Raw genomic sequence first — 25,970 nt, 5'->3', positions numbered from 1 at the left:
CAGTTTCTACAGGCCTTTCTATCTGCTGCTCAGTTCATGAACCGCATCGACGGCAATTTTGGCCTGTTCCGGCGGGGTGAACTGGTGAATGCCATGACCGAGATTGAAAATATGACCATGGGCATTCTTGGCACCGTCAAGCAGATCCCCTATTCGTTGTCGCAGCTGATCTTTGGGCAGGAGCAGGGCAAACGGGTCAAGATTGCCCTGGACTGCTCTTTTTCCTACCTTTTTAATGGCTTCACCGATATTGATTCGCCAGTCGAGGCCGATGACATCAGCGCCCGAACTTACGGAAAGGTCCAGCAAGGTAGCGCCGTTATTGGCAAAATAGATCAGAGGGATTTCGTAACCCTGCAGGGCGGCAAATATCTTTTGCACATAGGGCAGGGCGAAGTTGCTGAAATCGCATGGCGCCAGCACTCCCGCCCAGCTGTCAAAGAGCTGCAAGGCCTGTGCTCCTGCTCTTGCCTGGGCTTTAAGGTAAAGGATGGTGCTTTCGGTAATCTTGTCCATCAGCCTATGAAACAGCAGGGGCTCGGTGAACATCATTTTTTTGGTCTCCCAGAACACCTTGGAGGAGCCTCCCTCTATAAGGTAGGTCGCACAGGTGAAAGGCGCGCCGGCAAAACCAATAAGTGGAACTTTGAGTTCCCGGCGCAGCAGTCTGATGGTCTCCATGACAAAGGCAGTTGCTTCATCGGCATCCGGGATCATTAAGGCATCTAGTGCGGCCTGGTTGCGAATCGGCTCTTTGAAGATCGGCCCGCGGCCCTCATGAAATTCAAGCGGCGCCCCCATGGCTTCCATGAGTACCAGGATGTCCGAGAAGAGAATTGCCGCATCCATACCGAGCAGGTCAACAGGTTGCAGAGTTACTTCAACACAGAGATCCGGTGATTTACACAACTCCAGAAAAGTGACATTACCCCTGATTTTCTGGTACTCGGGCAGATAGCGACCAGCCTGGCGCATCATCCATATGGGCGTGTAGTCGGTCTTTTCACCGCGGCATGCTTTGAGAAAGGTATCGTTCATAGGGCTTGTCGTCTCCGCTGAGGTTTTGAGTACCTTGGCGTGTGTTTTCTTGTTTTTGGCAAGAAAATATTTCGTCTCAAGGTACTTATCCCGGTGTATTGGTTATTTGCCGGGGGTAAGTGTTTACGATTTCATCAAAGCTGAAATATCAAGAGTTCCAGGTCAGGTATTATTCTATTTTGTCCTGGAGAATAATTTGTCGGGGCACGTAGCTGCAAAAAGGTTCCTGGGCGAGATAATCGCCGGTCATGGCGTAGGCCCTGGCCCGACATCCTCCGCACACGCCAACATATTCACATTTGCCGCAATTGTCTTTATACCCTTTAAAATCACGAAGTTGAAGGAAAAGTTTCGATTCTTCCCAGATTGTCTTAAAGGGGGTCTTGGTAACGTTGCCGGCTGATTTGGCAAAGTAGCTGCAAGGCTGCACTTCTCCGTCGACGTCAATGAGACAGATGAGCTGGCCGGCCAGGCAGCCTTTTGAGCCTCCTGTGGAAAACTGCAGGGTCCGGCGTTTGTTTTTTTCTCCCTGTTCTTTGTCTTTCTGGCGGACAATACGGTAGTAGTGGGGTGCGCAGGTTGGTCGCATGAGCAGCTCGTTTTCCTGTTTTTCCACCTCGTAATGCCACTCCAGAATCTCATCATAGACATCTTCGGGGATCAGTTCTTCCATGATGTCTTCGCCGCGTCCGGTGGGGACGATCATAAACATATACCAGGCGGTGGCGCCAAGACTTTTAACCAGCCGATAGATGTCGGGAATTTCTTTGCGGTTGCGGATAGTAAAAGAGGAATTCACCAGAAACGGGATATGGTATTTATTAAAGAGCCTGATGGCATTCATCGTGCCATCAAAAGCCCCTTTCTGGTTGCGAAAATTATCATGGGTCTCGGCTTTAGCCCCGTCCAGACTGAGGGATACCATCTTGATCTGGGCATCTACTATGTTTTTGCAGACCGTGTCGGTTACCAGGGTGCCGTTGGTGGCCAGGCACATACGAAATCCTTTGCCGGTCCCGTATTTTGCAATATCGAACACATCCGGACGCAGAAGCGGTTCGCCGCCGGAGAGGACCAGAACCGGACTTGCGTAGCTGGCGATGTCATCCATGATTGCTTTGGCTTGCCCGAAGGAGAAATCCGGATGACCTGTCGCTTCCAGTTCCGAGGAAGATCGGCAATGTACGCATTTAAGATTACAGCGTCGAGTGATTTCCCATGCGATCCATTTGGGTTCAAAATTCATTTATTTGCTCCGGGAGGCGTTGCGAATATTCGACAACAGCCTGAAATGTTGTAAGAATAAAAAGAAATAAGAAAAAACTATACCATCAGGGCTTTTAATTGTAAGTATTTTTCCTGTGAAAATAAAGAGACAGTGTCGTGGCCGGCGGACAGGAACACCAGAATCATGTTTCCTGGCGTTTTCTGGCTCCCGTTCTGTTCGTTGCCCCATGAAAATTCTTTGTTTGAGAGATATTGAAACATTAAAGGTATTGTTGAACTTTATAATTCAGGTCAAATGCCTTATAGTGGATGCTCTTTCATCTGGTCTCAGAATCAATGAAAGGCATTGTGCGTATTGGGTAAAATAACAGCAAAGACCATGCTTGGCATGTGTCTATGTCAACTGGCTTATTATTTTAAAGGAAAAAATGTTACTTTCACCGATTTTTTTTGCCAGTCCCGAAGGCGAGAGTGTTTTTAATCATTTGCTTGATCGTTTCCAGGCGGCGGATGATTCCTGCCGTCAGTCGGTTGCGGAAATTTTAGAGGCGGTCAAGAACAGGAAAAATGAGGCAGTGGTGGCTTATGGCCGTACATTCGATGCCCCCAATCTTACCGCCGCGCAGTTGCAGGTAAGCAGCAGGGAACTGCAGCAGGCGTATGAACAGGTCGATGCCGAGTTTCTGGATACCCTGGGCAAAGCCATAGAGCGTATCCAGAGCTTTCATGAACGGGAAATGGAGGATTCCTGGCTGCAGACCAGAGAAGACGGAACGATTGTTGGCCGATTGGTTCGTCCTGTCGATTCGGCGGGACTGTATGTCCCCGGCGGCAAAGGCGGCTCTACCCCTCTGGTTTCCTCTGTTTTGATGAACGGTATTCCGGCCGGGATAGCCGGAGTCAGTCAGCGGGTGATGGTTACTCCGCCTGGCGAGGACGGTTCTGTCAGCCCGCATCTGCTGGTCGCCGCCCAGGAAATCGGCATAACCGAAATTTATAAGGCTGGTTCGGCCTGGGCTATAGCAGCCCTGGCCTATGGCACCGAAACCATTCCCCGGGTAGATGTTATAGTCGGCCCCGGCAATCAGTACGTTACCGAAGCGAAAAGACAGGTCTCCGGCATGGTGCGCATCGATATGATCGCCGGGCCGTCCGAGGTCCTGATCGTCGCCGATGAGACGGCAAAAGCGGCGAATGTGGCCGCCGACATGCTCGCCCAGGCGGAGCATGATCCGCTCGCTTTGGCAATTCTCATCACAACCGATGAGCGCCTGGCCAAAGATGTGCCGGTCGAGCTTGAGCGGCAACTGCCCCTTCTTTCCCGCCAGCAGATAGCCCGGACTGCTCTTGTTGATCGTGGAGTGATACTTATTGCAAGCGATATCGAAGAAGCCATCGAGGCGGCAAACAGTATCGCCATCGAACATCTTGAACTGATGATTCAAGACCCCTGGAGCCAGCTGCCGCATATTCGCCATGCCGGGGCTATTTTTCTCGGCAACAACAGCCCGGAAGCCGCAGGTGATTATTTTGCCGGACCAAACCATGTTCTGCCGACCATGGGAACGGCGAAGTTTGCCTCGGCCCTCGGCGTTGAAACTTTTTTAAAGAAGAGCTCCATCATCAGTTATTCAGCAGCAGCGCTTGCCGCAGACGGGGAGCATATCATGCGGCTGGCCAGGCTGGAGGGGCTGGGCGCCCATGCCAATTCCGTTGCCGTTCGGCTGGGTGAATAATGGTCGATTTCAGGCAGCGGCTGGAGACAGGACTGCGTATTCTAAAGATCGACGTTTCTGCTGATGGTTGCGAGAGGCTGTCGGTGTATTTCAGTGAGTTGAAAAAATGGAGCAGGAAAGTCAACCTGATTGCCAAATCAACGAGTGACGAGCAGATAATCGAAAACCATTTTCTCGATTCCCTGACCATTTTACCGCTTCTGCAAGGAGCTCGGACCCATTTGCTGGATATCGGAACCGGCGCTGGTTTTCCTGCTCTTGTCTGCAAAGCGGCATGTCCCGAACTGGAGGTCACCCTGGTGGAACCCCGGTTGAAAAGAGTGAGCTTTCTCAGTCATGTTGTCAGAACTCTTGGTTTACAGAATGTAAAGATACTCGCCTGCCGGGTAGAAGATGAAGAGCAGCTTCCCGCCATGCATACGTTTACTCATATAACTGCCAGAGCGCTGACTGAGCTGGGTTTTTTGCTGCAGATGGTTGAGCGGTTTTCGCCGTCAGGACCGCAGCTCATCTGCATGAAGGGGCCAAAATGGCAGGAAGAATTAGCCGCTGCTGCAGAGATTCTGGCCCGATCGGCGTATACGCTGGACCACGTCCAACACTGCATTCTCCCTTTTACCGGTGCCGAACGCAGTCTTTTAGTCTTGAAAATTAGAGATCGCAAAACCTTTCCCGCCTAAAAGCTATGCGGGATTTTTTTAATACTCGCTTGTCGGGTACTCTTTTCAGTACCCCTTGCGCGGGGTAAGTTTCTTTAGTAAAAAATACGATTTAGGTGAAATAATGAAAAAAATTGCAGTGTTGGCCGGTGACGGCATCGGTCCCGAGGTGATGCAGGAGGCAGTCAAGGTCCTTGATGTCGCGCAAAAAAAATTTACCTTCGAGCTGTCCTATGATTATGCTGATGTCGGTGGGATTGCTATTGATAATCATGGCGAGGCGCTGCCGCCGGCAACGCTTGCCCTGTGCGAAAAAAGCGACGCTATCCTGTTTGGTTCCGTCGGTGGCCCGAAGTGGGAAAGCCTGCCTCCGGCACAACAACCGGAACGGGCGGCTCTTTTGCCCCTGAGAAAACATTTTGATCTGTTTTGCAATTTTCGCCCGGCCAAGGTGTTTGCCTCTTTGACTGCGGCCTGCCCCCTGCGACCGGATATCATCGGTGGCGGGTTTGATATTCTCTGTGTGCGCGAACTGACTTCCGGCATCTATTTCGGCACTCCGAAAGGCAGAGAAGGCAGTGGCCCGGACGAACGGGCCTTTGATACCATGGCCTATAAACGATCGGAAATAGAGCGGATCGCCAGGATGGCCTTTGATGCGGCGCGCCTTAGAAAGGGCAGGGTTACTTCCGTTGATAAGGCCAATGTATTGACGACCATGGTGCTCTGGCGTGAGGTGGTGATTGAAATTGCCAAAGAATATCCGGATGTGCAGTTGAATCATATCTATGTCGATAATGCCACCATGCAGCTGGTCCGTGACCCGCATCAGTTTGATGTTATGCTGTGCGGCAACATGTTCGGCGATATTATCTCCGATGAGGCGGCCATGCTGACCGGTTCCATGGGGCTTCTGGCTTCCGCATCGTTGAATAGCGACCGATTCGGTCTCTATGAACCTGCCGGCGGGTCGGCGCCGGATATTGCCGGCAAAGGGATCGCCAATCCCATCGCGCAAATTCTTTCCGCGGCGATGATGCTGCGCTATAGTTTTGGCCTCGACGATGCCGCAGCGGCCATCGATTCTGCCGTAGCTGCAACGCTGGATAAAGGAATTCTGACCGCCGACCTGACCATTGATAAGTCGAAAGCCGTGGGTACTGCCGCCATGGGTGATGCAATCGTTAAGGCGTTGCGGGGCTGAACCCGGGGTTGAAAAAACAGGGAAGACAACGATGACCAAAAAGGACGATGTTATTCTGGTTGCCAACCAGGCCTCAACGGATTTGGGCTATAAACTGGCGGAGCGTCTGTGGATGCCGTTCAGCACAATGGAGCGAAAAAAATTTGCTGATGGCGAATGTCTCCATGTCTTCCCGCAATCTATCGACGGCAAGCATTTAATTATCCTTGGGGTGACCCATGATGACAGTTCGCATCAGGAGCTGATCGATCTGATTTCCGGCGCCAGGTATTGGAACGCCGCATCGGTGAATGTCATCATCCCCTTTCTCGGTTACTCCACCATGGAACGGGCAAAACATAACACCCTGGAAATCCCCAAGGGAATTACCCGTACCAGACAGATATTTCGGGCGAGACCCAATTATGTAGCCTTTGTCGATCTGCATTCAGAAGCTGTCCTGCACGCGCATGCCGGGGAGGTTCGCACCAAACATGTCTGGACGGATGATCTGGTGGTCGATAAAATTAAAAAGAGTGGCCTGACTGATTATGTTCTGGTTTCCCCCGATTATGGCTTTTCCAAGAGGGTGGCGAGGCTCGCAAGATTGCTCGATTGTCCGCATACGGCAGCGGACAAGGACCGATACGATACCGATAAAACTATCGTCAGTCAGGTTTCCAGCGTGGTCAGAGGCAAAACGGCGATAATTTGTGATGATATGATTCGTACCGGCGGCTCCATTCTACAGACGGCCGAGAGATGTCTGCAGGCGGGGGCAAGGGAGGTCTTTGCCCACGCAACCCATTTGGTGATGGCGGGCGATGCGATGGAAAAATTTCGTCAGGGGCCTATCTCTAAAATAATTGGGTCGGATACATACCCCGGCAGGAGTACTAACGATCTGCTGGATGTGTATTCTGTGGCACCGCTGTTAGCAGATGTTATCGAAAAGCATCTGCAGATATGATCTCGACTTAAGCCAACCCCGGTATGAAACGTGAACTGATCTCCCAGCATCTTCAGCATGCACTTCTTTTTCGAGATGCCACACCTGCTGAACTCGATTCCTTTTCGGCCGTAGCCCGGGTGCAAACGGTCGTAGAAGGGCAATATGTGTATCAGCAGGGGGATGCCAGTGAGGTCTTCTTTGTCATCGCTACCGGTGAGGCGGAACTCGTTCTCGGCCGCAGCGACGGGAGGGCCAGAGTCGTCGGGAGAATCAGCCCTGGCGGACATTTCGGCGAAACCGGTATCCTCACCGGAAAACCCCGCTCGCTCTCCGTGCGGGCGCTGTCCGACATGGAGGTTATCTGTTTTGATAAAAGATATTTCCGTACTGCATTTCTTGCCAACAGCAGGATTCATCAATTGCTTGATGCAGCCCTGGCCGAAAGGCTGCGTGTAGCCTTTATCGATCAGGCCGACGGTGTTGGTGAAGAATCTCCGGCCGAAGAGGCCTCTGGGGCTGATGATGTCATTTTATTCAAGGATAAATTCGCGTCTGCTATTCAACTGCGCCGTCTGGCAAAACGAAAAGACGAAGACCTTCGTACGTCAAAAACAGCCAAAAAAACCCAGTCGGTAATCGACCAATTCGCCGGCAACAGCGCCCCTTTTATGCTGACTGGTGAAGCAGGGACGGGCAAATCGATAATTGCCCGGCAGATACATCTGGAAAGCAGCCGTTCCGGAGGGCAGTATCGGGAAGTCGATCTCCGGGAATTTGAACAGGGATGGCTGGAGAAAAAGTTGTTTGGTTTGGAACAGAACGGATTTCCTTTTGTCCAGGCGGGCCAGACAGGTTTTTTTGAACAGACCTCCGGAGGCACCATCGTCTTTACCCATGTTCATCTCATGCACAAGGAAATGCAGGAAAAATTAATCGCCATCGTTGAAGGCAACAGCTACAGTCATATCGATGGTGGTCGTCCGCTGGTCATGCAGTCAAGGATCGCCTTTGTCAGCAATTTTTCCATAGATCACCTGAAAAGCACCGGCAAATTACTCCCTGAACTCCTGGCTCTCTTCGAAACGCAGCATTTCGATGTTCCGCCGCTGCGCAACCACAAAGAAGATCTGCCCCGGCTCGTCTCGCATTACCTTGGCCGGTATAATAAAGAATACGGGAAAAATATTCTCAATATGAGTTCGGAAACCCTGGGGATATTTTTAAACTATGACTGGCCTGGCAACCTGACGGAGTTGTCGAGTGTCATACGGCGGGCGGTCATGCTGGCCGAAAAAGATGAAATCGTTCCGGAGCAGATCCTGCTTGGTCTTCCGAAAACGGAGGGGAAGTGGGAATATAATATCCTGCGTATTGACTGGATACGAAAATTTCTGGCGAGCCGTATTTTTCCACGGGTCCCGCAGGTGATAATTGGCTGCGTATTTGTGCTCACGGTGCTGTTTCTTTTTTTTGGACCGACCAGAGCAGAGTCGAATCTTGGTCTCACTCTCGGCTGGTATATCGGCTGGCCGCTGTTATTTTTCTCGTTCTTTTTTCTGGCCAGGACATGGTGCAGCGTCTGTTCTTTCGCGGTACCGGGGACTTTGCTGCAAAACATTGTCAAGCCGACCCGCAAAACCCCCGAGTTCATTAAGACATATTCCGGCTGGATTATGGCGGCACTCTGCATTCTGGTGTTCTGGGTCGAGATAATATGGGACGCTTACAACAATCCCTATCTGACAGGCGGCATTGTCTTGATCATCACTCTCGGGTCGATTCTGTTCAGTGTCCTTTTTTCCAGGCGCAGCTGGTGTCGATACCTCTGTCCATTAGGTGCAGTAAACGCTATTTTTGCCATGCCGGCCGTGGTTGAGCTTCGTTCGAACAGGCATGTCTGTCTCAACAGATGTCAGAGCCACGCCTGTTTTACCGGAGACGCCGATGTCTCCGGATGTCCTATGTTCCGACATCCGTACCTGGTGGACAACAACAAGGATTGCATCATGTGTGCAAAATGTATCAAAAACTGTGGCAACAGTTCCATCCAGCTCAATCTCCGGTTGGCGCCTCAGGAACTGTGGGCCCTGGAGTCCCCGAGGCGGGCAGATAGTTTCCTGATTGTATCGATGGGGGCGATTTTTTTTCCATTTGCTCTACAGCACGAGTTTGCTCAGCTGGTGAGCTGGATGGTCTTGGTAATTGGCCGGACGGGTCTTATTCTGCCGGAATCTGTTGTTGGCAGCATACTCTTTTTTCTATGGCTTCTTATTTTCCAGGTGGGATACTACTGCATGGTTGTCGTCCAGTCGCGTTACGCCAAAATCGACAAAAACCTCCTTCTGCCGTTGTTTGGCTACGGATGCATTCCACTTATCCTCGGTGGCTACATGGCGATTCATCTTGATGCCTTTGTGCGGGGAGCAGGCCGTCTTGTTCCCAACCTGCAAGAGGCGCTGGGGTACCACTTTTCCTATGACAATATTCGCCTGATCAGCGAAGATTCTACCTTTGTGCTGCAGTTTCTAACGGTAGTCGGTGGTCTGCTGGCATCTCTTTATGCAACCTACCGGGTGATTGAACGGGCCATGGCGGGCGATACCGTGACTTCGAAATCGCTGGTTATTCCCTTTACATTTCAGATCATTCTCGCCGGGCTTTTCTCATTTATTATCTGACAGGCACAAGGGTGTCTTGCAAAGCCGAAGGCGTTTCAGCAACAGGAGAACCTCGGAGAACTGGATAGTTTATAAGGAACAGTTTGATTATTTGCTGTTGAATTGGCAAAATATACGTTAAGTATCTGTCATGGTCAGATCGACAAAACGCTCTTTTTAAAAAATTTAACCTTACTTGGCGCACATCTATGAAAAAATACCGGAATTTCAACGTATTCTCAATGTTCCTGCTGCTCTTTCTGTTTTCGGCCAGTGGCAGTATTGCGGCACCGCAGAACTATCCAAATTTGCTTGATAACGATCAGACGGCAACTGATTTTCTGGATCAGCCTGCCGTGGTGAATATTAACGATCCGCTGGAGCCGATGAACCGGGCGTTTTTCCAGTTCAACGATAAATTTTACGAATGGCTCCTGAAACCCGTAACAGATGTTTATATGTGGGTTTTACCGTTCGAGTTACGTGATTCCATCAATAATTTTTTTCTGAATCTGGCCATGCCCGTAAGGCTCGTCAACACGCTTCTGCAGGGAAACTTAGAGGCATCCGGGGTGGTTCTGGAGCGATTCTTGATTAATACGACCCTCGGCGTCTATGGTTTTGCCGATATAGCGGATGAAGAATTCGATATCGAGCCAAGGCATGCAGATTTCGGTCAGACCCTGGGGAAATGGGGAATGGGAGAAGGAATCTATTTATGCTGGCCGATAATCGGGCCTTCAAGTGCACGAGATACCGCCGGTTTCGTTGCTGATAGCTATGCCTCTGTTATACCTTACATTGATCCAAGCAGCAGCACTGTGACCATTTCTTACTACTCGACAAACATGGTTAACAAGGTGTCGCTGCATCCCGATGCGTATGACGAATTAAAGAGGTATTCCCTTGACCCGTATGTTGCCTCCCGACAAGCCTATTACGAATATCGCAAGGCCTTGATCGATCGCCCGTAAAAGCTGCTAATCTACCGGTTGTGCGGCTTTATTTTCATTCGCTGTCGTCAGGGCGTTGGTAATTTTACAACTCCTCCCAAAGCTCCAGGACCAGGTGCCGGTTTATCTTAAGGTACTGGTCCTGCATAGCGGGATCGCTGCAAAATACCTCGAGGGTAATGGTGCTGTCATAACCGGCTGTCTTTAATGTCTTAACTGCCTTTTTCCAATCAATACTTCCGACCCCCAGCGGCATATGATCATCTGATCGGCCACGGTTGTCTGAAAAGTGTACATGCCGGATATGTTCTCCGAGCTCCAGGCAAAAAAGTTCATAATCATCGCGGCCGAAATGGGCGTGTCCGAAATCAAGATGCAGTTGTAAACCCGGCACTGCGGCGAGCAGCGTCGTAAAGGTGGAAACCCGGTCGAAAGGGGTTCTGAAATTTTCCAGCACGACCTGCAGGCCATGGGATGCGGCCATGGCGACGATGGGCTGCAATGCGTCGGCATTGAACGTAACAACATCTTTTTTCATCGCCGGCGGACAGAAATAACAGGGATGAATGTTCATTACGTCTGCCCCCAGGGCGGCAAAGATTTTCGCACATCGCTCCAGTTCAATCAGGCATCCCTCCCGGACCGTCTGGATTGGATATGCATAGGGCAGGCAGGGATCGGTATGGCCAACGATTGCAAGATCATAAGAATCTAGAATCGACTGCAGTCTGGCAATATCAACAACGGCGGCATGAGGTCCTTCGATGGTCAGATCCAGAAAATCGAAACCGGCCCTGCCGCAGTTTTGCGTCTCATCATAGAGAGATTTTGACGGGTTGTTCATCCTGCCGATTTTCATGGGACCTCCCTGTTTTTGTTAGAAATGTTGCATTTTCCGGCCAGGTGGCACATATCCTGTCAGCTTGATGCCATCTTCTTGATTATTGTGTTTTGCCGGGGACCAGTATCCAGTGGATTTGAAAACGCTGTTTGGTCGTAATTCTACTCTAGACAAACACGTTATTCTACGGTAATTATTTGTAACTAATTGTAAAATAGTTGTTTTGGCGCGAGGCGGGACACGTGTTGCAGAGGTCCTTAACTGTTTCTTGCATGCTATTCAAATTGAGAACTGCCAACCCCTGATTTGGGTTGCATCGAAGCTTCATAGAAGAAAGGAGATATTTTGGACGAATACGTAACTCTGATTTACAATGGAGAAGACATCTTGCTACCCCTGGTTACCGGAAGTGAAGGGGAAAAGGCCATCGATATATCCAGTTTGCGGGCCGAGACCGGACTTATTACCCTGGATCCCGGTTATGCCAATACCGGCAGCTGCCTGAGTGCCATTACCTTCATGGATGGAGAAAAAGGTATTCTGCGCTACCGGGGGATTCCCGTGGAACAGCTGGCCGAACATGCTACTTTCAAGGAGACCGCCTATCTCCTCATAAACGGCAAGCTGCCTAACAGGGCCGAGCTGACGAAATTTTCGGTGATGCTCAATGATAACAGTCTGGTTCATACCGATCTGAAGGCTTTTTACCAGAACTATCCGAGGGCGTCCCACCCCATGGGGATTTTATCCTCCATGGTCAATGCCTTGAAAAGTTTTTACCCGACCCTGGATACGCTGGAGGAGGAGATCAACATCACCATGACCCGCTTGCTGGCCAAGGTGCGGACCATGGCCGCCATGTCCTATAAAATTTCCAGGGGGCATGAACTGGTGTTACCCAGACCGGACCTGACATATTGCGAAAATTTTCTCAACATGATGTTTGATACCCCGGTGCGACCTTATGAGATAAAACGGGAGGTGGTAAGTGCCCTGAGGGTATTCTGGATACTCCACGCCGATCACGAACAGAATTGTTCAACATCATCTGTCCGCATGGTAGGCAGTGCCAGGGTCAACCTTTATGCCGCCATTTCTGCCGGCATTGCCGCTCTCTGGGGGCCGTTGCACGGAGGAGCCAACCAGGCGGTCATTGAAATGCTCACGGCTATTCAAAATGACGGTGGCAATTGTGAAAAAGCCATTGCCCGGGCCAGAGATAAAAATGATCCCTTCCGGCTTATGGGATTTGGTCACCGGGTATATAAAACCTATGATCCGCGGGCCAAGATAATGAAAAAAATGTGCGATGAGCTGTTGGAATCAATGCAATATACCGATCCCCTCCTGGATACGGCAAGAGAGCTTGAGGAAATTGCTTTAAAAGATTCTTATTTTATCGACCATAATCTTTACCCCAACATTGATTTTTACAGTGGTATTGTCTTAAGGGCCATAGGCATCCCCACCAATATGTTTACTGTGATGTTTGCCCTGGGCCGACTCCCCGGGTGGATTGCCCAGTGGAAGGAAAGCAAGGATGATCCCAATTGGAGGATTGCCCGACCCCGCCAGATCTATACCGGTAGTCTGCAATATGATTATGTTCCTATTCATGCCCGGCAGTAACATATGACCTCCCGGGCCGTTATGGCCCGGGGGATCTTTATTGGACGCGGGAGGATGATGACGGATCCTGGCTGGGGAATGAACTTTGGCCCGCTCTTGCGGTTTTAATCTTTAGACCAAGGACAATCTACAGATTGGAAGGGGGCCCTTGTTGCTTCTTCTGTTTCAATCTCATGGCCGTAAGACCAATTAAGCCAGCACCTAAGAGAAGCATTGTGGCCGGTTCCGGGACAGGTGCTCTGGTTAACCAGATTTGTCCTCCCGGATCGATGGCGGTAGGGTTGGAATATTGTGTAGCATAGTATGGTCGATTTAAGGCAATGATAGGTGCCAGGACGCCATAATATTGACTGGAGGTGGGTTCGTACGGTATCATGTCCGCTGTGAAAAAATCCATGCCGATAAAACTATCAGCCCAATTATACGTAGAATTCCAGATGCCCCACTGCTCGAAGTACGCTTTTTGTCCCGTCTCGGGATTTATTTTTTCGTCTGTATAATCAATGATGCCGGCATACCCATTGTCACCAGGACCTCCGGAGAAGTCGTAGGAGGTATTGCCTCCGGAAACGGTTAAGTTAAAATTCTTAATTTCGAAGTAGCGACTGTCAGGTTTCCCTTGTAGATCCACGATGAATTCATCCGATATTTGCATTGTGCCAAAGACGTTTTGTTGTACATTCTCGACGGAGAACTGTCCAGCAACTGTGTAATCGTAAGTAGTTGCAAAGGCGTTAATTGCACACAGGATGACTATGAAATACATCGAAAAAATAATTTTCGTAATCAGTTCAGGATGATATTACCTTGAAGCGCATAATCGTGTGGCTCATGACCCTGTGCAGAATTGGGCTTGGCCTGGTGATCATAAAAACAGGCTTTGATTTTGCCCGAGGCACCGGCCCCTTTGCCTATCGGGAAGCCGATGCCCTAACTGGAGGGTTTGTCATGATTCTCGGTGCGTATTGTATCATAACAGGTCTGACCCGTCATTTCTTTGACCAATCCGACTGATTGCCTGCCACCTGTTACAATTGATATTTTTTATCGTATCCTCTGGGGGTGATCATCAGATCCTTCCAGGTGAAAGTCTGGCTGTTGCCGATAATGACGGTGGACTGCATGCCGATTTCCTGGTCGCACATGTGATCAAGGGTGGTGATAACAATTTTTTCATTGTCCCGGGTGGCTGCAGTGACGATGCCAACCGGGGTTTTGGGATCGCGGCAGGTGAGAAATATCTGTTGCGCCCGGACGATCTGTTCGGTACGCCGTTTTGATCTGGGGTTGTAGATGGCGGTGACGAAATCGGCCTGGGCAACCGCCTCCAGCCGTTTTTCGATCACCTCCCAGGGGGTAAGTAAATCGGACAGGCTGATCGCGGCAAAGTCGTGCATCAGGGGCGCACCCAGTCGTGCCGCGCAGCTGTTGATGGCGGCCAGGCCGGGAATGATTTCGATTGGGCAATCATATGCAGCTTCCCTGGCCATCTCAAAAACGAGGCCCGCCATGGCGTAAATGCCCGGGTCGCCACCGGAGACGAGGGCGACCTGTTTCCCGGAGGCGGCGGTCTCAAGCGCTGTTCGACACCGATCCACTTCTTTCATCATCTCCGAGGAAATAACCTCTTTGCCCGCAAGAAACTCGGGGATCAGTTCAAGGTAGGTCTTGTAGCCAATGATAACTTCAGCTTTCGCAAGCACCTCGCTTGCGGCAAGGGTCATGTTTTTGACTGAGCCGGGACCTGTGCCGACAACGTAAAGGGTGCCTGAGCCACTGCCATGGTTACATTTTTCCATTTTCTTTTCCTGCTGAGTAAGTGATTACTTTGTGCACTGAGAAGCGCTGTCGGTTCGGCAACGCCGATGGCGCCGACGGCTCCCAGTGCCGCAAAGGAAATTTCCAGATTCGTCTGTCTGTTGATTGTGTCGCTGTCGTAGAAATCAATCGGCCAGCAGTTATTTTCGGCAAACTGCAAAAGACCGGTTTCGTCATTTTTCTTATCGATCGAGGCAAGATTGCGGATACTTGCTCTGCTCAAATGCAAGTCGTTGAAGAGTTCGGTTAAGGCGTCTTCAAATTCGTGCCCCGGCGTGCCGCGATTACAGCCGATGCCGACAACGAGGTCGCGGGGCCTGAACACCGGGCGGAGGTGAGTAATAGTGGTTGCGCGGGATACGATGAAATCCGCGTGAAGCGCATCATCGACTCGTCGTAATCCTTTCGGCAGGGACGATACCTCCATCTCCGTGTAAAGGGAGAGGTGGCCCTGGTTGACAAGAAGAGTGGATAAGCTTGTTAAGACCTTCCTGTCCGGAACGGCAAGCTGTTGCTCCTTGGCCCAGAGATCGAGGGCAACCAGTCCCAGGGTGTCGGAGGCGGTTGTTATCACCGCTGTCCCGCCGGTAAGAGCAGCCACCTTTTCGGCAAGAGTGTTGCCGCCGCCAACATGTCCGGCAAGCAGGCTGATCGCATGACTCCCTTTTTCGTCCAGCACAACAACGCAGGGGTCAGTCAATTTATCGCCAAGCAGGGGGGCGATGGCCCGCACGACGATGCCGGCAGCCATAATACAGATAAAACCGTCATAGTAGTGCCAATTGGCACCAATTGTATCCGCGACTTTTGCTCCCGGTTGTGTGAGAAGGACAGTGGCATCATCCAGCAGGGTGCCAAGCCTGCCGGCAAGGTTTCGCCCGCCGCTGGTTATGGCAACAATGCCTATTTTCATGGACGACGGCTTCCCTTTCTGTAGCCGTGAGTAAAGGCTTCATCGTACAATTTGGACAGAACCGGAGGCGGCCCCTCGGCCAGGACTTTGCCGACAGCGATGATGGCGGTTTTGGTGATACCTGCGTTTTTGACCTGGTCGGCGATGGTCGTCAGCGTACCCCTGAGCTGTGTCTCATCCGGCCAGCTGACTTTTTCAACGATGGCAACCGGGGTATCAGGCGGATACCCCCCGGCAAGGAGCTCGGCAACCACCTCTTGTATCATCCCGACACTGAGAAAAATCATCATGGTCGCCTGGTGCGTTGCCAGCAGGGCCAGTTCTTCTTTCTCAGGTACCGGGGTCCGGCCGCCGCGTCGGGTGAAAATGACAGTCTGCGAAACCTCAGGGAGGGTCAGCTCCGTCCTCAGGGCGGCGGCAGTTGCCAGTCCGGAGCTCACACCGGGAATCACCCTGAAGGGGATAGCATTGTCGTTTAACAGGGCAATCTGTTCATTGATGGCGCCGTATATCGACGGGTCGCCGGTATGCAGTCTGACCACCTTTTTCCCCGCCTGCCATGATTGCAGGATGATGGCGAAAACCTGGTCAAGATTCAGGCCGGCCGAATTGTGCACCTCGGCTTGCAGCCCGGTGATCAATGCTTCAGGGACAAGACTGCCGGTGTAGATGACCACGTCGGCTTCCCGCAGCAGTCTCTGGCCTTTGACGGTAATGAGTTCCGGGTCGCCCGGACCGGCCCCGACGAAATGGACGTCGTGTCTTCCGCTGCCGGTTTCTTTCATGGTTGCTGCTCCGTTCATCGTGTTCCTGTCATAATGGTTATCGGATTGAAGTCAAAAATCCTGCCGTCGGGCTCGGTTCGGGTAACGTTGATAACCGAAGAGGCAACGGCAAAGCCAAACCTGATCATCAGAGCTGGTGCCTCCCGGACAGTTTTTTCGATCACCCCGTTGATGACCAGCCGGCCATCGCCCGATAATCGTTTGGCCGCAAGTTCTGCAATAGCCGGCAGAGAGCCGCTGCTGCCGCCGACAAAAATCCGATCTGGATCCGGCAGGGAGCCAAGCACCTCAGGAGCTCTGCCGAAAACCGGCACTATATTGTAACAGCCAAATTTGACAATATTATTTTTTATATTTTCCAGTTCTTCCTGCTTGTGCTCGACAGCAAAGACGGTCAGTTCCTGATTCATTCTCGCCGCCTCAATCGAGAGAGAGCCGCTGCCGGCACCGACATCCCAGAAAACCCCCTGACGAGGCAATTGCAGCTGATGCAGGGTTGCGGCCCGCACCTCGTTTTTGGTGATCAAGCCACGACTGTGCCGGATGGCATCCTCGCTCAGGCCAAAAGGGGAGGAAGACATATCTGCGGTGTCTGGTACCAGTAGACAGGTAACATTGAGAGGGGAAAAATTTTGCTTGCTCACCTCCAAAAGAGTTCCGCGAAATATCCTTTCATTCTCTGAGCCCAGGTCTTCGGCGACCAGCATAGTGATTGCATCCGGTAAAACCGGCTCCCCGATGAGCTGCAGGTAGTCAAGGAGCCGGCCGGCTATCAGCTCGGGGCTGTTGTCCTTATCGGTGAGAATAAGATTTTTAGGATTACGCAATAATAATCCCGGGATATGACTCGATGTCCGGCCATGCAGACTGGTGATTACGGCATCGTCCCAGGGAATCTTAAAGAGGGCGCAAGCCCTTTGAATCGAGGAGAGCGCCGGATAAAACTCGATGATGTCTGCTGGAAATTCAGCCAGCAGGCGACGACCGATGCCGTAAAAGAGCGGATCGCCGCTGGCCAGTACCGCAACGTTTCCTTGCTGCAATGCGGTTCGGCTTGCGTCAAGCGCTGCGGGCAGGGGAGTGATTGGCAGACGCCTGCCCGGCAGATGGGTGGTCAGGGCAAGAAACCTTTTCGTACCGACCACCAGACTGCACCGGGCCAGTATTTTTTCCTGTGCGGCAGAAAACAAAGCATCGGCTACGCCAAGGACAAAGATTTTATACATGGGTGATGATTTCCGCCTTATGGTTGACAAGGTAAACCTTCACCTCGGTGCCGGTGACATCCTGGCAGTATTGCCGGGCTTTAAGGCAGACTGCGGTAACCAGCTGGTTCTGCCCTGCTGCCTCAATATGGCTGTACATTTCCCGCGCGGTATTGGAGGTTTCAATTTTTTGTAAAAGATCCCCCTCGGCGCCAAGCTGGGCGAGCAGCTGAGCGCCCTCGGCGACCTCCAGGGCGCCATTGCGCACATGGGTCTGCGGTACGCGGAGGGCCGCCTTCATGATTTTTGCCCACATCCCGGACAGGTGGATCGTCTTAAAGTTTCTTATAGCCGCCTCTTTCAAGGAAAATTCCAGGTAGTCGCCCATCATGGCATAGGCCTCCTCCGGGAGATCCAGGAGCTGTTGGGCCCCCTTTTCAGAAGTTCTGCCGGTGGAGAGCACTACGTCTAAGAGACCGGCTTCCCGGGCTACATCCAGTGATGCTTTGATGGTGGCTGTCCAGGCGTCGGCCGAGATGGGGCGGACAATGCCGGTGGTGCCCAGAATGGATATCCCGTCGAGAATACCAAGTCGTTTATTGAGCGTTTTTTCGGCCAGCTCTGCACCATTGGGAACCGAGATGGTGACGGTGATTTTTTGATCGACGGCTATTTCCTTAACGGCGGCAACAATCATCTGCCGGGGAACCGGGTTGATAGCCGGCTGGCCGACTGCAATGGCCAATCCGGGCTTAGTGACCGTGCCGATACCCTTGCCGCCGCATAATAAAATGTTGCCCAGCAGGACGGATCGCACCGGGTCAGCCGGTTGGTGATCTGCATAGACAGTTGCCTCTATTTCTGCCCCATTCGTCACATCGGGATCGTCACCGGCATCTTTTATGATTGAAGCGGTTGCCGAGCCATCACTCCTCGTGCATCGATGGACTGCAAAACTTTTCCGGCTGCCGTCCGGAAAAGGGATTTCGATGTTCTCCGGACAAACCCCCTGCATCAAGGCAAAAGCTGCCGCTTTTGCCGCCGCCGCGGCACAGGTACCGGTGGTAAAACCGCTTCTGAGACGCTTGACTGCCATGGTCATTCAGCCGCCAGGCGCAAAAGAGCATTGACAATTGCCGCCGCCACGGGACTGCCGCCTTTGCGGCCCAGGTTGGTGATATAGCGGCTGTTCTGTTCCACCAGCAGATCTTTTGATTCGGCGGCATTGACGAACCCTACCGGCACACCAACAACCAGGGGGGCGTCGGCCGGGGGAACGCCAGCAAGACTTCTGATGGTCTGGACCAGCGCGGTAGGGGCATTGCCCATGGCGACAATACCGATATTGGCGTTCAGGGACATCTCGATGGCCATTTCCGAACGGGTCTTGTTTTCCGCTTTGGCGCGGGCGGCAACCTCCGGATCGGCAACCCGGCAGATGACTTTGCCGCCCCATGCGGCAAGCATGGTCTTGCTGATCCCCGATGCGACCATGGTGACATCGGTCAGAATATCTTTTCCTTCGCGAATGGCTTTGATACCGGCGTCAATGGCGCCAGGGGCAAAACGCATGGTATCCTTAAAAGAAAAATCACCGGTAGCGTGAATGACCCGCTGGATAATTTTAAAACTTTTTTCGTCCATGTCGATGGGGCCAAACTCTTCTTTGATTATTCTAAAACTTTCCTTCTCAATATCTCCGGGAAGGATTTTCTGTAGATGTACCGTCATAATTTTACTCTCGGCAAGTGTTGATAAAATTAATAAATTCATCTGCTGTCTGCGGGGTAAAACCGAAGTGCAGATGCATATAGCCGCCAAGGACATTTTTGTAGGTGTAGCCTTCGCTTGTGCCGTTATTTACGGAATATAGCCGTGCGATATGGTCCGGCATCCGGTCAATACTGGAATAATGGAATTCATGGCCGCGTAAAACAGTGCCAGCCGGACCAAAACAGCTGGCAGATAGGGTCTGGATCTCCCGGTAGCCGAGACTCGCCCTGGTCTTCTGCATATGCGCCTTGACCGGGAAGGCGCCGATCATGCAGTGAAAAACATTTTGCTGGTCGGTGATGCCTTCGGTAAGATACATGAACCCGCCGCATTCGGCATAGACCGGCCGGTCGCACTCAATCCACTGCCGGATCGCGCTGATCATCGAGTGGTTATTGCTTAACATTTCTGCATAGAGTTCAGGATACCCGCCGCCGAGATAGAGGGCGTCCAGCCCGACCGGCAGCTCCGGGTCGGCAAGCGGACTGAAAAAAATCAGCTCACATCCGGCGTTGCGCAAAATATCAAAATTATCTTCATAATAAAAACAGAACGCTTTGTCGCGGGCAACGCCGATCCGGCAGCGTTCTTTCTTTGCCGGGGACGGAGACAATATATCGGGTTGGGACTCTTTGGCAACTTGAAACAGGTGTTCAATTCGGTCCAGATCGACATGTTCGGCAACGGTGCGGGCAAGCAGCTGGATTGCGGCATTGTCAAGAGGGGCCTCGTCGCTGGTCAGCAGGCCGAGATGACGGCTGGGGATTTCAAATGCCAGTGTTCTCGGCAGGTGGCCGAGGATTTCGGCCTGGCAGTGTTCCTCTATGGCATCGCTTACCAGTTGCAGGTGCCTCTTGCTGGCCACCCGGTTGAGGATAATTCCTTTGGGGGCGGCTTTGGGCCGCAGCATTTCAAATCCTTTGACGATAGCTGCAGCGCTTTCGGCCATTGACCGTACATCGAGCACCAGGATGCCGGGAATATCAAGTGTTTCGGCTAAAGAGCCGCTGGACGAGATCCCGCCGTCAAACATGCCCATTACCCCTTCAATAATGGTAACATCGGCGTTCCGGCTGTTTTTCGCAAGCGTGTCCCTGGTGAAATTTTCGCCACACATCCACAGGTCGAGATTACGTGAAACCTGGCCGGTAACCAGCCGGTGCAGACCCGGGTCGATGAAATCCGGCCCGCATTTGAAGGGCTGCACCGAGCAGCCCTTTTCCCTGAACGCTGCCATCAGTCCCAGCGCAACCGTCGTTTTACCCGACCCGCTGGAGGTGCCTGAAACAATAAATCTGCTGGATGTTTTGTCGCTCATTGTTTTTTTCGTCAAGTTTGACTGGTTTCCATGCACTGCATGGCAACCAGCTTTTTTTTACGACGTCATTATTGCTGCCAATATTGAAAACTTACCTGCCGGGTCTTATTGAAAGGGTCGAAAACCACCTGAGCCTGCACATCGAATACCTCGGCAATCGTCTCCGCCGTCAAGGTCTGATCGGTCGGGCCATGGCAGAGGATCCGGCCGTCCTTCATAAAGAGGAGCTGGTCGCAATAGGCTGCCGCCAGGTTGAGATTATGGATCACGGCGATGACTGTCCTGCCTTCAGCCCGGACCAGCTGGCGGGCAATATTAAAAATCTGCAGCGTATATTTTACATCAAGGCTTGCGGTCGCTTCATCAAAAAGAAGCACCGGTGCGTTCTGGGCTAGAGCCCGCGCCACAACCGCGCGCTGCTTCTGACCGCCGGACAGATTATTGGTGTATCGGTCTTTCAGTTTGCTGATGCCGATACATTCCATAGCCTGATCGACAGCCAGCCAGTCTTCCTGAGAAGGTGACGAAAAGCGGTCGATGTGCGGATGTCGTCCCATCAGGACGATTTCCTCCACGGTAAAACCAAAGCCGGTGTCAAACTCCTGCGGGACAAGGGCAAGCTGTCGGGCCAGTTCGCGTTTGGCATAGGCATGGATTTGTTTTCCGTTAAAAACGATAGTGCCGGTCAGCTGTTTTCTGGCCCCGATAAGCAGGTCGAGAAAGGTCGTTTTACCGCAGCCGTTGGGCCCGACGACGCCGTAAAATTTGCCGGGGGGAAGGCAGAGATTGATTTCCTGCAGGACCGGATCAGTGCCGTAGGCAAAAGAGACATCGGTGAGCGTAAAGAGAGAATTGTCACTCATAGCTCTTGCCTCTTTGTTTCTGTCGGAAGATGACACAGAAAAATGGTCCGCCGATCAGCGCAGTCAATACCCCGATAGGCACCTCGACAGGTAAAACCGCACGGGTCATGGTATCGGCCAGCAGGAGCAGAATGGCACCTGCCAGTGCGGAAACCGGCAGCAGTTTGCGGTTGTCCGGACCGACCAGATAACGCATCAGGTGCGGCACGATCAGTCCGATAAAGCCGATTATGCCGGTAATGGCGACGCAGACAGCTGCCACCAGTGAAGCGGTCAGCAGCAGGATCTTTCTTACCTTGGCCGTTTCTACGCCCAGGGTGTCCGAGGATCGCCGGCCAAGACTCATAATATTCAGATCCCGGCCGTAATATAATGTTACCCCGATGCTGAAGATGAAGGTTCCACCGATCAGCAACACGCCGTTCCAGGTGCTCGAGGCAAAACTGCCCATCAGCCAGAATATAATGACGGCCACCTGTTCATCGGCAAGATATTTCATGAAACTGATGCCGGCGGACAGAATTGCACCGACAATGACTCCAGAGAGAATAAGGGTCTGGGCAGATATCTGGCCGTTGAAGGTGGAAAGACGCATCACTATCAACAGGGTAAGCGTCGCACCGGCAAAAGCAAAAATGGGGGTTGAGAAATGGCCGAGCATGCTCAGGTTGGCCAGGAGCGCCAGGGAGGCACCAAAGGCGGCACCGCTGGAAATGCCGAGCGTGTACGGGTCGGCAAGGGGGTTGAGGAGAATCCCCTGATAGATAACTCCGGAAAGAGCCAAACCTCCGCCTACCAGAGCGGCGGTGAGAATCCGCGGCAGCCGGACATCCATGACGACATAGGGGATGGTTGTTTCTATACCGGCGGTCAGGGAAGAATCGCCGAATATCCTTGCTCCGATGACCCGAAGTATCTCTTCCGGGGCGATCTCCATGTAGCCCATCCCGGTCGATACAATGATCACGAGAACGGCACAGAGAAACAGGGCGGAGACAAGCAGGTAATATTTTTTTTCCGAATGGCGATACATTACTGCCTTATCCCTGAAAGTCTGTCAAAAAAAAACACATGGAAAGCATTTTTAACAGTAATAACTTGATCATCCCACCAGGGGTTCTGGTTTCCCACGGGGCATTAAAAAGTTCCGGCTCATTTTCCATTTGCCGGAATTGTAATTTGAAACAGCAGCGTGAATCAGGTCAGATAATAATAAATTACGGCAACCAGCACAACACAGAGTGCCCGGGTCACCTGACTGAAGCCGACGAGTTCCAGCGCGAGTTGCGGCGAAAAAATTCCACTGTAATAGGGCAGCTGATGACGAACCGCCCTGATCGGAGTTGATAAAATGTTGCCCACCAGCAGGGCCAGCACCACCTCCTTGACGGTGAGACTGTTCTGGGCCAGCAGCACACTGGCTGCGGTCAAGCCGGCCGAGAATTCGGTGGTTACATGCAGGACGACAATACCGAGACTCTGCGGGTTCAGCCATGAAAGAAACCACGCCTTGGCGGAAATAAAGTCTTCTATCCTGGTAAATAGACCATACCTGCTGAAAAGAAAAAAGAGCAGATAGACCGGAACCATAAATATCATGACCTTGCCCATCCGTTTTTTCAGCCTCCTGGCGCTGGTGACAAATGCCGTCTTCCAGCCGGTTCGTTCTTTTTTCTCAGGCATAAGGAGGGTGTCCTGGTTTTCGGGAAGCAGCAGTCTGCCGCTCAGGACCACCAGGATTGTCTGGAGGATTGCGGCTGTAAAGGTGAGGCCGACATAGAGCAGCGCGGCTGCCTTGATAAGCGGTACGGTGAGAAAAAAGGTCGTCGGCAGGTGGAGAAAAAATCGGGGCAGGGAGTTAAACAGGTTGGCGAGGACCAGTTCTCTTTTACTCATCTGTCCCTTGTCGAAGGCCTCGGCCAGCATCGTGTTGGCCGAGACGCCGGAGACAAATGCCATGGAAAAACTGGCACCGGTGACTGCCGACAGTCTACCCATGCGAATGAGCGGGCGGGCAAAGGTTGCCAGTCGGTTGGTCCAGTTGAGGCTTTCAATAAAATTGGCGATAAAAAGCCCGATGGCAATGGAGATGCTGATTCTGATGATCGGCAGAATCACCTGTGGCCATATTGCGGAAAGGAGGCTGTGTTCCATGGAAAGTCGCTACGGTTGAAAAGAGATCTTTACAGAATATCCCAGATAGTGAGCAAGGGCGCTCTGCAGGTTTCCAACGCGCGATAGTACACCTCATGGAGCGGAAAGAAAATAATTATTATTTTTTGGACGCTTTGGTGGGGCAGGCTTTTGCGCGATGGCGGGGGAGCACGTTTTCACCGACGAATAGTAGTTGACTTTCTGCTGCGCTGTTGCTTAAATGTGATGGAGTTTCAGGTGCTTTGCAAAAAGCTGAAGAGGGAACCTCGTGTGAATCGAGGACGGACCCGCCGCTGTAACCGGGGACAGATTTCACGTTTTGCCACTGGGCGCATATCCCGGGAAGGTGTGAAAGATGACTGATCCGGAAGTCAGAAGACCTGCCTGAAATGAAGGTTTTTGTCATCCCGTGGAAAAGGATGCTTTCATCGATACGAGGAACAACAGGGAATCCCCGGATCAGCTAGTATGATTCGGGGATTTTTTTATGCTCTCCGGGGCTGAAATTTACCGGCAGAGAACGCCTTTGCCGATACCCTTTTTCAGCATAGGCTGATGCGACCAGGGATCGAGGCATCGAACTGCAATAACTGCAGGCAACTGATGATAATCGGGCTGTACGTTTAATGAAAGGGAAGATGATGCAAGGGACATTCTATGTGGTTGGGGTGGGGCCGGGAGATCCGCAGTTGATGACTTTGAAAGCGGCAAAGATTCTGGAAAACTGTGCTGTCTGGTTTGTGCCCTCCGCCTTTGAAAACGGTGGCAGCATGGCCCTTAAAATCGCCTCGGGTGCAGTCTGCAGCGAAGGGAAAACCATTCTCAGTCATCGCTTCCCGATGAAACAGATACCCCGCGGGGAATCACCCGATCCGGAGGTGAAAAGTGCCTGGCAAGAGGCGGCAAAAACCATAATGGCGGCACTTTCCGACGGACATGATGTCGTTTTTCCAACGCTCGGTGATCCGGCAATATATTCTACCGGATTTTATGTGTGCGAAACCCTGCAGGAATACGGTTCGCCGTTTCCGGTTGAAATCGTCCCCGGCGTGTCTGCGATTGGTGCCTCTTCTGCCGCGGCCGCCGTACCGCTTTGTCTCGGCGATGAACGACTGGTGGTCATTCCCGCCACCTTCCCGAATGACCGTATCCGGGACTTGCTCCAGCTCAGCGATGTGGTCGTTTTTATGAAAGTCCATAAGGTGATGGAACGGCTGGTGGGGTTGCTCGAAGAGCTTGATCTCATCGACAATGCAGTCCTGATTGAACGCTGCAGCCTTGGGGATCAGAAAATCTGGCACGATATCCGGGAGGCTGTTGGTCAGGATATCCATTATTTTTCAACAATGGTGGTGCGAAAAACACACTAAAGCACAGGGAAATTTTGTCCTGTGCTGTAGTGTTCTCATCGAAGCAGCGCTTTTTCTTCGTGATACCCGGATCGAGCCGTAGCGTTTGGCATGAGGACAGCACCCTTGGCCATCAGGGTTGCCGGACTGGTCACCGAATTGCATCCGGTCTGGCAGCCGTCAGCCAGGATTGCCCCGAGTTTGCGCCGGTTGGTGTCGATACGCTCACCTTGAAAGAAAACTGTGATGGTACCGGGTAAAAACTTGAGATTGGCCAGTTTTGTTCCGGCCCCCAGGTTGACATCGTTGCCGAGGATTGAATCGCCCAGATAAGCAAAGTGGCCGGCTTTGGCGTCATTTAACATAATGGAGTGTTTTATCTCAGTCGCGTGGCCGAGAACACATCTTTTCCCGGCCAGACAATATCCCCTGAGGTAGGCTCCCTGCCGGACTTCACTCATATCACCGATAATTGCAGGAGATTTGATCATTGCCCCTGATTCAATGAGGACTCCTCTGCCCAGGGCGATCTGTTTCCCCAGCAACACGGCTCCAGCCATAATTACCGAGGCCCCTTCTAAAACCATCCCTGCCCGCTTGACCTGTAATTCCCCTTTAGTCGTGGCGCCGTAGGTGATTTCCAGGTCATTGAAATCCAGGGTCTGGCCTTTATGAATGACAATATGCTCGGTGAGCGGGATACCGTTTCTGATGTACACATTGTCATATTTCGGATATGTGTAGGTGTCCATATAGTTCTTCAGATCATGCAGCGGCTGCCAGAGGTGAGCTTCCGGTGCAAAAAGTCGCTGATCGGGGAAATCGGCTGTATCAAAAAAAGATTTGATTGTAAGCATTGTCTTGTCTCAGTGATTATGGATGGATCGAAGTATCCGGACTTGTATTTATCACTATGA

The 25,970-nt window shown here is 51.9% G+C and carries 24 protein-coding genes and 1 riboswitch; of the genes, 9 read left to right on the top strand and 15 right to left on the bottom strand.

Going from position 1 to position 25,970, the window contains the following annotated elements:
• Positions 1-18 precede the first annotated feature (18 nt).
• Positions 19-1,038: a uroporphyrinogen decarboxylase gene (gene hemE, locus FCL47_RS09490; RefSeq protein ID WP_136813259.1), complete on the bottom strand. Its 1,020-nt coding sequence runs from the start codon at positions 1,036-1,038 to the stop codon at positions 19-21.
• 169 nt (positions 1,039-1,207) lie between these two features.
• Positions 1,208-2,284 (bottom strand): radical SAM/SPASM domain-containing protein, encoded by a 1,077-nt coding sequence (locus FCL47_RS09485; RefSeq protein WP_136813258.1) that lies wholly within the window; start codon positions 2,282-2,284, stop codon positions 1,208-1,210.
• A gap of 409 nt (positions 2,285-2,693) precedes the next feature.
• Between FCL47_RS09485 and hisD the strand changes: the two genes are divergently transcribed.
• The 6 genes from hisD to FCL47_RS09455 all read left to right on the top strand — a co-directional run bounded on the left by hisD (position 2,694) and on the right by FCL47_RS09455 (position 10,426).
• Positions 2,694-4,001 (top strand): histidinol dehydrogenase, encoded by a 1,308-nt coding sequence (gene hisD / locus FCL47_RS09480; protein WP_136813257.1) that lies wholly within the window; start codon positions 2,694-2,696, stop codon positions 3,999-4,001.
• Positions 4,001-4,681 carry a 16S rRNA (guanine(527)-N(7))-methyltransferase RsmG gene (rsmG, locus tag FCL47_RS09475; protein WP_136813256.1) on the top strand — a complete coding sequence of 227 codons (681 nt, stop codon included), beginning with the start codon at positions 4,001-4,003 and terminating at the stop codon, positions 4,679-4,681. Before hisD ends, rsmG begins: the two co-directional genes overlap by 1 nt.
• A 103-nt stretch (positions 4,682-4,784) precedes the next feature.
• The gene (gene leuB / locus FCL47_RS09470) at positions 4,785-5,864 is read left to right on the top strand and encodes a 3-isopropylmalate dehydrogenase (protein WP_136813255.1); all 1,080 of its coding nucleotides are present in this window, start codon (positions 4,785-4,787) and stop codon (positions 5,862-5,864) included.
• A 31-nt stretch (positions 5,865-5,895) separates the two neighbouring features.
• Positions 5,896-6,813 carry a ribose-phosphate diphosphokinase gene (gene prs / locus FCL47_RS09465; protein WP_136813254.1) on the top strand — a complete coding sequence of 306 codons (918 nt, stop codon included), beginning with the start codon at positions 5,896-5,898 and terminating at the stop codon, positions 6,811-6,813.
• A gap of 23 nt (positions 6,814-6,836) precedes the next feature.
• Positions 6,837-9,473, top strand: coding sequence for a sigma 54-interacting transcriptional regulator (locus FCL47_RS09460; RefSeq protein ID WP_136813253.1), 2,637 nt, complete (start codon positions 6,837-6,839; stop codon positions 9,471-9,473).
• Between the two features lie 188 nt (positions 9,474-9,661).
• A complete protein-coding gene (locus tag FCL47_RS09455) occupies positions 9,662-10,426 on the top strand; it encodes a VacJ family lipoprotein (RefSeq protein ID WP_136813252.1) in 765 nt (254 codons plus the stop codon).
• 64 nt (positions 10,427-10,490) lie between these two features.
• Here the strand turns inward: FCL47_RS09455 and FCL47_RS09450 are convergent, their stop codons facing one another.
• Complete coding sequence (locus tag FCL47_RS09450; RefSeq protein WP_136813251.1) at positions 10,491-11,264, bottom strand: sugar phosphate isomerase/epimerase; 774 nt, start codon at positions 11,262-11,264, stop codon at positions 10,491-10,493.
• Positions 11,265-11,591: 327 nt separating this feature from the next.
• Here FCL47_RS09450 and FCL47_RS09445 point away from each other — a divergent pair, with 327 nt between their 5' ends.
• Complete coding sequence (locus FCL47_RS09445; protein WP_136813250.1) at positions 11,592-12,875, top strand: citrate synthase; 1,284 nt, start codon at positions 11,592-11,594, stop codon at positions 12,873-12,875.
• 127 nt (positions 12,876-13,002) lie between these two features.
• Here the strand turns inward: FCL47_RS09445 and FCL47_RS09440 are convergent, their stop codons facing one another.
• Complete coding sequence (locus FCL47_RS09440) at positions 13,003-13,641, bottom strand: PEP-CTERM sorting domain-containing protein (RefSeq protein ID WP_136813249.1); 639 nt, start codon at positions 13,639-13,641, stop codon at positions 13,003-13,005.
• Positions 13,642-13,682: 41 nt separating this feature from the next.
• Between FCL47_RS09440 and FCL47_RS09435 the strand changes: the two genes are divergently transcribed.
• Positions 13,683-13,889, top strand: coding sequence for a hypothetical protein (locus FCL47_RS09435; RefSeq protein WP_136813248.1), 207 nt, complete (start codon positions 13,683-13,685; stop codon positions 13,887-13,889).
• Positions 13,890-13,903: 14 nt separating this feature from the next.
• On the opposite strand, the gene cobJ is transcribed toward FCL47_RS09435, so the two are convergent.
• The 10 genes from cobJ to FCL47_RS09385 all read right to left on the bottom strand — a co-directional run bounded on the left by cobJ (position 13,904) and on the right by FCL47_RS09385 (position 23,704).
• Positions 13,904-14,674, bottom strand: a complete 771-nt coding sequence (gene cobJ, locus FCL47_RS09430; protein WP_136813247.1) for a precorrin-3B C(17)-methyltransferase — start codon at positions 14,672-14,674, stop codon at positions 13,904-13,906.
• On the bottom strand, positions 14,596-15,606 hold the full coding sequence (locus tag FCL47_RS09425; protein ID WP_136813246.1) for a cobalt-precorrin 5A hydrolase: 1,011 nt from the start codon (positions 15,604-15,606) through the stop codon (positions 14,596-14,598). The genes cobJ and FCL47_RS09425 overlap by 79 nt, the downstream gene beginning before the upstream one ends.
• A complete protein-coding gene (gene cobM / locus FCL47_RS09420; RefSeq protein ID WP_240744188.1) occupies positions 15,603-16,409 on the bottom strand; it encodes a precorrin-4 C(11)-methyltransferase in 807 nt (268 codons plus the stop codon). The genes FCL47_RS09425 and cobM overlap by 4 nt, the downstream gene beginning before the upstream one ends.
• Entirely contained in the window at positions 16,406-17,617 is a 1,212-nt protein-coding gene (gene cbiE / locus FCL47_RS09415) for a precorrin-6y C5,15-methyltransferase (decarboxylating) subunit CbiE (protein WP_136813245.1), read from the bottom strand. The genes cobM and cbiE overlap by 4 nt, the downstream gene beginning before the upstream one ends.
• On the bottom strand, positions 17,610-18,698 hold the full coding sequence (cbiD, locus tag FCL47_RS09410) for a cobalt-precorrin-5B (C(1))-methyltransferase CbiD (protein WP_136813244.1): 1,089 nt from the start codon (positions 18,696-18,698) through the stop codon (positions 17,610-17,612). The genes cbiE and cbiD overlap by 8 nt, the downstream gene beginning before the upstream one ends.
• On the bottom strand, positions 18,695-19,369 hold the full coding sequence (locus FCL47_RS09405; protein ID WP_240744187.1) for a precorrin-8X methylmutase: 675 nt from the start codon (positions 19,367-19,369) through the stop codon (positions 18,695-18,697). Before FCL47_RS09405 ends, cbiD begins: the two co-directional genes overlap by 4 nt.
• The gene (locus tag FCL47_RS09400) at positions 19,332-20,687 is read right to left on the bottom strand and encodes a cobyrinate a,c-diamide synthase (protein WP_136813243.1); all 1,356 of its coding nucleotides are present in this window, start codon (positions 20,685-20,687) and stop codon (positions 19,332-19,334) included. The genes FCL47_RS09405 and FCL47_RS09400 overlap by 38 nt, the downstream gene beginning before the upstream one ends.
• Before the next feature lie 68 nt (positions 20,688-20,755).
• Complete coding sequence (locus FCL47_RS09395) at positions 20,756-21,550, bottom strand: ABC transporter ATP-binding protein (protein WP_136813242.1); 795 nt, start codon at positions 21,548-21,550, stop codon at positions 20,756-20,758.
• Positions 21,543-22,583, bottom strand: coding sequence for an iron ABC transporter permease (locus tag FCL47_RS09390; RefSeq protein ID WP_136813241.1), 1,041 nt, complete (start codon positions 22,581-22,583; stop codon positions 21,543-21,545). Before FCL47_RS09390 ends, FCL47_RS09395 begins: the two co-directional genes overlap by 8 nt.
• Positions 22,584-22,747: 164 nt before the next feature.
• Positions 22,748-23,704, bottom strand: coding sequence for a hypothetical protein (locus FCL47_RS09385; RefSeq protein ID WP_136813240.1), 957 nt, complete (start codon positions 23,702-23,704; stop codon positions 22,748-22,750).
• A gap of 218 nt (positions 23,705-23,922) precedes the next feature.
• Positions 23,923-24,107: riboswitch (cobalamin riboswitch) on the top strand.
• Positions 24,108-24,342: 235 nt separating this feature from the next.
• Here FCL47_RS09385 and cobI point away from each other — a divergent pair.
• Positions 24,343-25,074: a precorrin-2 C(20)-methyltransferase gene (cobI, locus tag FCL47_RS09380; protein WP_240744186.1), complete on the top strand. Its 732-nt coding sequence runs from the start codon at positions 24,343-24,345 to the stop codon at positions 25,072-25,074.
• 35 nt (positions 25,075-25,109) lie between these two features.
• Here the strand turns inward: cobI and FCL47_RS09375 are convergent, their stop codons facing one another.
• Positions 25,110-25,910 carry a hypothetical protein gene (locus tag FCL47_RS09375; protein ID WP_136813239.1) on the bottom strand — a complete coding sequence of 267 codons (801 nt, stop codon included), beginning with the start codon at positions 25,908-25,910 and terminating at the stop codon, positions 25,110-25,112.
• Positions 25,911-25,970 lie beyond the last annotated feature (60 nt).

The organism is Desulfopila sp. IMCC35006 (genome assembly GCF_005116645.1).
Taxonomy (GTDB): domain Bacteria; phylum Desulfobacterota; class Desulfobulbia; order Desulfobulbales; family Desulfocapsaceae; genus Desulforhopalus_A.
The sequence above is the reverse complement of the archived record's forward strand: the minus strand, read 5'-3'. Positions and strand labels throughout refer to the sequence as shown.